This window comes from Bacillus sp. ISL-75, assembly GCF_018613095.1.
In genome coordinates this window covers 20341-27333 of record NZ_JAGGQX010000067.1, presented here as the reverse complement: position 1 = coordinate 27333, position 6993 = coordinate 20341, and the positions used below count along the sequence as shown (strand labels likewise).

7 protein-coding genes are annotated in these 6993 nt (G+C 37.5%); 4 read left to right on the top strand and 3 right to left on the bottom strand.

Annotated features, from left to right (window positions below):
* Positions 1 to 160: 160 nt before the first annotated feature.
* Positions 161 to 613 carry a C40 family peptidase gene (locus J7E63_RS24965; RefSeq protein ID WP_215017491.1) on the bottom strand — a complete coding sequence of 151 codons (453 nt, stop codon included), beginning with the start codon at positions 611 to 613 and terminating at the stop codon, positions 161 to 163.
* A 931-nt stretch (positions 614 to 1544) separates the two neighbouring features.
* Between J7E63_RS24965 and J7E63_RS29845 the strand changes: the two genes are divergently transcribed.
* From J7E63_RS29845 to J7E63_RS30230, 4 genes are all read left to right on the top strand, one after another.
* Complete coding sequence (locus tag J7E63_RS29845; protein WP_251033749.1) at positions 1545 to 1772, top strand: hypothetical protein; 228 nt, start codon at positions 1545 to 1547, stop codon at positions 1770 to 1772.
* Complete coding sequence (locus tag J7E63_RS24960) at positions 1751 to 2590, top strand: type II toxin-antitoxin system antitoxin SocA domain-containing protein (RefSeq protein ID WP_251033748.1); 840 nt, start codon at positions 1751 to 1753, stop codon at positions 2588 to 2590. Before J7E63_RS29845 ends, J7E63_RS24960 begins: the two co-directional genes overlap by 22 nt.
* 1112 nt (positions 2591 to 3702) lie before the next feature.
* Positions 3703 to 4224, top strand: coding sequence for a GNAT family N-acetyltransferase (locus J7E63_RS24955; protein WP_215017489.1), 522 nt, complete (start codon positions 3703 to 3705; stop codon positions 4222 to 4224).
* Positions 4225 to 4535: 311 nt separating this feature from the next.
* On the top strand, positions 4536 to 4664 hold the full coding sequence (locus J7E63_RS30230) for a hypothetical protein (protein ID WP_256942508.1): 129 nt from the start codon (positions 4536 to 4538) through the stop codon (positions 4662 to 4664).
* Positions 4665 to 4938: 274 nt separating this feature from the next.
* Here J7E63_RS30230 and J7E63_RS24950 read toward each other — a convergent pair whose 3' ends face one another.
* Together J7E63_RS24950 and J7E63_RS24945 are read right to left on the bottom strand one after the other, a co-directional pair.
* Positions 4939 to 5289, bottom strand: coding sequence for a DUF805 domain-containing protein (locus J7E63_RS24950; protein ID WP_215017487.1), 351 nt, complete (start codon positions 5287 to 5289; stop codon positions 4939 to 4941).
* Between the two features lie 115 nt (positions 5290 to 5404).
* A complete protein-coding gene (locus J7E63_RS24945) occupies positions 5405 to 6703 on the bottom strand; it encodes a C40 family peptidase (protein ID WP_215017485.1) in 1299 nt (432 codons plus the stop codon).
* Positions 6704 to 6993 lie beyond the last annotated feature (290 nt).

The window sequence follows — 6993 nt, the reverse complement described above, 5'->3', positions numbered from 1 at the left end:
TGTGGTGAAGCGCTGATTTTTGAGCTTCATGGATGGCTAACGGGTGCTTTAGTTTAAAAAAGAAAAAGCCTGTATCGATGATAACTTAGTTATTATCGATACAGGCTTTTAAATTTAATCCTTTTTGATGCTTATATATATTTAACTTACCAGATGGTATTTAAACGCGTTTTGTTCCAATATATCTTGGATGCCAATATGGGTTGTTTGTGCTTGTAATCATGACTCCTTTTGATGAAGAAGACATAATCATTTTACCATTCCCGATATACATGGCAACATGTGTCGGCTGACTTGCCTTGGTTGGAGCAAAGAACATTAAATCTCCTGGTTGTATATAATTATAGATACGATATCCGTTTCCATAGAACATTTGAGCGGCTGTTCTGTTTAGCGCTCTTCCAGATTTTGCATAGGAATATTTAATAAGACCTGAACAATCAAAGCCACTTGTTGACATTCCGCCCCAACGATAAGGTACTCCTAAATTAGACTTTGCAACCGCAACTGCCTTTGTATTATAATACGCTGCTTCCGCTTTATCACCCATGTTAGCAAACAAAGAGCCACAAGAAACGATAATGACAAATGCTACGATGAATTTCTTTAGCATGATTGTTACCTCCTAGTGTGATTTGATAGTTTAAATATACTAGGAAGGTGTAACAGAGACATCACAGCCAAATTACAATTTCATTACAAAATTATATAAATATAATTTTATGTTTATCCCCTTTTGTACCATAAGAATATCAACAGCAATCATTAACAGATCACGAATAGGTGCTAATCGTTACCGTGTCCGAGCTTTTTACCAATGGCGGGCACGAATAGCTTCAATTCATTCTTAAACTTAGTAAATTCTCTTAGTAGGATGTCCATGAAAATAAAGTTTGCAAAACCAGCCTTTAATATTTAACAACAAACAACTGAAGCTCCTACCTACCATGAGCGAGCAAAATCATTCGTTCAAACTTCATTCCGACCTTTCTAGCAGCCTCGATGACAGAAACAAACAACCGCAAGCCCCTGTATTCATGTATGAGGTAAGGTTGTTTGTTTTGGTCAAAAAGTATTCTCAAAAATGATTAAACAGTTGGCTGTCGAAGCAAATCTCGACAGCCTTTACTAATGCAATCTTCTCAACATGCCAACTCACCCTATTATTCCTGCCGACTAATTTTACATGAAAAAATTGAAGAAGATGAAGTATATAAGATTCAAGAAAATTCCAAATATGGACCCTGTCCTTTTTCTCCCTTTATTCCTATATGAGAAGGTGAAGGGTGATGAAAATTTCGGGTTTGGTCACAATGGAGGTATATGTAAAGTTCAGCTTGGTTGATATAGGGTCTGATACGTCTTGTTGCTGCATCTCCTTTCATAAAGCTGACTTTGTAATCGAATACCCTTTCAAGTAAGTTATTACTTTAACAAGAAACGTGACGTTTACGCTAAGGGGATGAGATTAACCCTTAGCGTACAAAACGTTTAATATATTGAGTAAAATTGAATAAATTCGCGATTCGAAAGGATGAATCTGAATGCTTAGGAAATTGTGTGTTAATTGTTATGAACATACACCAGTTGAAATTGTTTTAATACCAACTAAAGAAATGGTCCAAGATGAAGAAATTGTATATGATGCGAAACATTATAAATGCAGCCAGTGTGGTGAAATTATTCCTAATAATGAACTGGGTAATGAAAATTTTAAATTAATGTATCGGAAATACAGAGAGAAAAAAATATGTTACAGCCAGAGGACATAAACTATATCCGAAAAAAGATATATGACATAAGTATACGTTTATTGGCTCAACTCATTGGATGTAGTCCTGCAACACTTTCTAGATATGAAAATGGCGCACTACAATCTAAACAACATGATAATCAATTAAAAATGTTAAGAGACCCAAGAAATATGAAAACACTTTTCGAGAGCAATATGGATGAAATACCTGAAGGAAAAGATAAACAAGGGTTGAGAGAAAGGCTCGGATTTTTATTAGATATTTTAAAGTCTGCAGATATCCTAAAGGGTTTTGAAGATAAGCTAAATCTTATTGAGATTCAACCGGTAGATAGTTGGAATGAAGTAAGTGTTGATGAAGTTGAAAGGTTTTTTATTATTAAAGGACAGGAGATTGAGGAAAATGAAAATTTAAAGGTATCTCCATTAAAATTACAGAAATTAATGTATTATGCACAAGGTTGGACGATTGCATATACTGATCACAATTTATTTAATGCACAGTTTGAAGCTTGGCAGCACGGTCCAGTAATACCTGACGTTTATCAGAAATATAAAACATTTGGATATAGTCGGATTATTAATGATTTTAATGTCAATATTGAAGATTTAAATTTAACTCAAGATCAATTTAGAATATTAGAATGGGTGTGGGATAAGTACAGTAAATATGAGCCTAAATTTCTTGAAGACTTGACACATATGGAATATCCTTGGAGGATAACAAGGGGTGACCTTCCAAGTGATGCGAATTGTAATTGGATAATTGAGAACGAAAATATAAAGAATTTCTTTACTTCTATGTCTAATACTTTGAAGCTGTTACAAAAAGTTTAAGTACTTTGTCTTACTATGTTTACAGAATTTTGATTATATACTGGTATATAACAAAATTAAATCGACATCGAAGATACAAAAAAAGAAATTGCACTATAATAAAGGATTAAAAGTGAGTACAATCTCTCACTCAATTCAAAATATCTAGGCACTTTCCTTTGTTAAGGAATAGTGCTTTTTTTTCATAATATTGTCCATCCGAAAAGGGCAGAGGAGTTTTGCGTTCAAATCGTGGATCCAGAACAGCCAGATGTATCCTTTGAGGAAATTGTCACTTGGATTCACAAATGGACGAAACCAGAATATTTTTAAAGATGTACTACATTGGTGCATCTTTTTTGTAATGGGATATTTGAAAGAGGTTTGGCGGTGGAAAAAGGCAAGTGGCCGATAAAATCGTAAAGTGGCCGATAAAATGCTCAAAGCGGCAGATAAATCCTGAAAGTGGCCGATAAAAATTGTATCACATAAATAAATAGCAGGGTTTTTATTAAAAAAGGGAACTTTTATAAAAATGAACTCGGGTCTTCGGTCCCTATTCCTCGTTCATGGTTGCGACCTTTCCTTGGCTCCGAGATGAATCCCAGAATCAGACAACGTAGACACCGTAATCGAAGCGTTCGTGTGTATCAATCTTTGATACTGCTAAGGAAATCTCACGATTTCCTCAAAAACAAAAACCACCCTTTCGTAAAAGGCGGTTAAATAACAGGTCTTATATGTGGGAATGACAAAATTAGTTTAGCACCTTTCGGTGCCGTTGCACCCGATTGTCTTTGTAGAATAGCTTGTAGAACAAGGAGTCTGATTCCCACAAACGTATTTTTGGGGGTAATCTGTAACCAAAAGTCTGGTGTCAGTTACCAGTTTGGCATCATCTTGCGTTAACCAGCGAAGGACCAATCGTTCTGTTTCAATCACTTTCAACTAAAATACACCTCATTTTATAGTTATTGATGAAAAAATGAAAAAATCATAACTAAGTCAAACTATATCATGTATCCTGAAAAGGAAGATGGTAGAGCAATGTTTTTTTCACTAGATCAACTACCATTTCCTAGCACCATCTTAAAGGATGAATAATTATGGAGCAGATTTGAGAGGAGAGCACAATGACGACTAATTTTATAAAATTAACTGAACCTACCTCAAACATCGTTGAGGTGTTTAACCGTTGGGAAAACGACCCAGCATTAATTCCGTTGACTCGCCCGAACCAAAACCAATCGGAAATGGAACGTCGTGAAGAAATGTCCCTGGAGGACTTAACCAAACGCATGGGAGAACATCACATCTATCTTATCTATCTGAATGACCAGTTGACCGGTGAAATGAACTATGTAGTCGATCCAAACTATCTCTACAAAAAGGAGCCTGGGACCGCCTGGATTGGAATCACTATTGGTGAATCCGAAGGACGAGGCAATGGGATTGGTTATCTAGCGATTCAATATATGGAGGAACAGATTAAGAAGCAAGGGCTGAAGCGGATTGAATTAGGCGTGTTTGAATTTAACAAACAAGCACAGAAACTCTATCAGAAGCTGGGCTACAAAGAAATTGGCCGGATCGAAAAATTTACATATTGGCAAGGTAAAATGTGGACGGATATTCGAATGGAGAAGTATCTATGATATTGAAGTAGTTGAAGGTAGATTTCTAACAAATAAATTCACATGAAAAATAGCAGTTGAATTTGCTTTAATATTAACAATAAAATTAACACGTAAAGACGGTTGGGATTTCCAAGCGTTTTTTGTCAGCAATTTATTCTTTGAAAATCCTATTATTTAGAGAATAAATCTAATGGTAAAAAAGCACTATAAAATTAGTCGCTAAAATTTACGTTTTAGGAAGCAAACGATCCTACTTACGTTACTTCAAACGATGGCTTATTTGAAACTTCAAGGAAAATCTACATATGATGACAGAGGAGGGAATACGAATGACAAACCGTAATAACAATCGAAATCAGCCGCATACTGGAGGTAATAAAGCAGATACAGAATTTGGAGGCGAGCTGACCCAAAGTAAAAAAGCTAGGAAACAAGCCGCAAGAGATAGTAAAAAATAGTTAAGTGTAATGGATAACCATCGTGTCAGGAATGGTTATCCATTTTATTCTTTCTTTATAGTCAGGACAGGAAATTATTAAAAATGAACTCTATTTTCGTTACTTATACCTTACACAAGGTTGCGACTGATCCTTGGCTCCGAGATGAATCGCAGACTCAGAAAACTTAGAATCAGTTTAAAAGGTAGATCGTGTACCAAATCAGGGCTAATTAAGGAAATCTCCCGATTTCCTCCAAAACAAAAACCGCCCTTCATAAAAGGCGGTTAAAAAACTAGAACTTGGCTTTAGGGTTTGGCCCAAATTGGTTGTCATTGGCTTGGCTATCCATACACATAAAGACAATTAGGACAATCGCACCGATAAAAGGAATCAGAGCAATTAATATCCACGCGCCGCTTCTACCGGTATCATGCAGTCTGCGGAAGGTCACAGCTAATCCTGGTAACAGGACAGCCAAGGAATAAAGCCCATATAAAAATGGGTCTGTTCCTAAGACTCGGTCTAACACGCTTAGGACAATCATTGCAATTGCATTGAATAGATAAAACATCCAGTATTCTTTCCGGCGTGCTCGTCCTGAAAAGCCTACATACTGCTTTAATACTTTCAAATACCATTCCATTAATGAGCCCCCTTAGTTGATCATGATGTGATTAAAACATATTTACTATTGCTTTATTAGTTTAGTATTCTTTGAGAATCTTAAGAACTAAAAATTCGGACTAAATGTAAAATTGTTAATAAAATCTTTTGAAGCTCTCGAAGTGGGCCTGGTAATACGGGCTTTGCAAATTGGAAATCATCACACCTGAATCAGTGGCGTGGATGAATTGGTTGTTGCCGAGGTAGATTCCTAAGTGGGAAATCCCTTTTTTATATGTATTTTCGAAAAAGACAATATCGCCTGGTTTGGGCGTGTCGACATAGTATGTACGGTCATAGTAGCCAGCAGCAGAAACACGGCTAATTTCCATCCCTGCTTGTTTGGCAGCATAATAAATGAACCCGCTGCAGTCAAAGCCAGACGGAGTACTGCCACCCCAAACATATGGAACACCAATTAGTTTCTTGGCACTCGCGATCATCTTTGGCGCGAAATCAGAGTCAACCGTTGGTTCAGTCTTCGGCCCAGTAGCAGTAGCAGTAGCAGTAGCAGTAGCAGTAACAGTCGCAGGAACCTTCAGCTTTTGGCCGACATAAATTCGATCAGAGCTTAGTTTATTGAGCGCCTTTAATTCCTTGACGGTAAGCTGATAGTGTCCAGCGATTCCCCCAAGCGTATCCCCGTTTTTCACGATATAATCCCTCACTTCCGTTTGTACAACAGGTGGTGGAGTAGCCGGTGTTTTCGGCGGTGTGGTTGTTACGGGTGGCTTCGGTGTTGCAGGTTTCACAGGAGCTGCTGGTGCCTTTTGCGCCGGAACCTTCAGCTTTTGGCCAACATAAATCATGTCGGATTTTAGTTTGTTAAGTGACTTCAAATTGCTTACAGTTGTTTTATATTGCCCAGCAATCTTGCCAAGATAGTCGCCGCTTTTTACCGTATAAACACTGGTAGCTGCTGTAGTTGTCTGTGGCGTGGTTGCTGTTGTTGGCTTTGCAGATGATGTCGTCGGCTTCGGAGCAGGTTTTGCTGCGGTCGCTGTCTGTTTAGGAGCTGCCACCGTTAACCTTTGTCCGACATGAATAATCGTCGTATCAAGCTTGTTCCACAGCTTTAGTTCACCAACAGTTACATGAAAACGGTTGGCAATCTTAATTAAGGCATCACCTTTTACAACGGTGTAAGTGGCTGGCTGTGAAGCTTGAGTCTGTTTGCTTGCTACTGTAATCTTGAGCATTTGATTGACGGAGATAAAATCCGACTTCAATCCGTTTGCTGATTTTATATCTTTGACACTCGTATGGTATTTTTGAGCGATTTTCGATAAGCTATCGCCTTTTTGGACCTTGTATGTATCGGCCAGGGCAGTACCTGCATAAACGGTCGAAAGCAGGGCAGCTGTCGATAAGGCGCGAACAATGGTTTTCTTCATCTAGCAAATCACCTCTTTTTCTACACATTTTTTTTAATTTTACCATAGTTTGCTAGTGTTTCGGTAAAAAAATTGTAAATCTTTCCTGATTTGACAGCGAAAATGGGAATATCGACGGAATTATCAATTAATTTAGCGGATTTAATAGAGAATCACCGTGATACTAGCGCCAGAATGGAAGAAACCTCCCAGTAAAATACTCCTAAACCTAAACCCCCTTTTCAGCTGACACCATTCCAACGACCTAACAACAATCTTTTACAAATTTCACTTAATTTCAACATAATCCT

Excerpts from the sequence above, each read along its gene's own strand:
- J7E63_RS24955 (WP_215017489.1), top strand. The coding sequence starts at position 3,703 with ATGACGACTAATTTTATAAAATTAACTGAACCTACCTCAAACATCGTT.
- J7E63_RS24960 (WP_251033748.1), top strand. The coding sequence starts at position 1,751 with ATGTTACAGCCAGAGGACATAAACTATATCCGAAAAAAGATATATGAC.
- J7E63_RS24965 (WP_215017491.1), bottom strand. The coding sequence starts at position 613 with ATGCTAAAGAAATTCATCGTAGCATTTGTCATTATCGTTTCTTGTGGC.
- J7E63_RS24950 (WP_215017487.1), bottom strand. The coding sequence starts at position 5,289 with ATGGAATGGTATTTGAAAGTATTAAAGCAGTATGTAGGCTTTTCAGGA.
- J7E63_RS29845 (WP_251033749.1), top strand. The coding sequence starts at position 1,545 with ATGCTTAGGAAATTGTGTGTTAATTGTTATGAACATACACCAGTTGAA.
- J7E63_RS30230 (WP_256942508.1), top strand. The coding sequence starts at position 4,536 with ATGACAAACCGTAATAACAATCGAAATCAGCCGCATACTGGAGGTAAT.
- J7E63_RS24945 (WP_215017485.1), bottom strand. The coding sequence starts at position 6,703 with ATGAAGAAAACCATTGTTCGCGCCTTATCGACAGCTGCCCTGCTTTCG.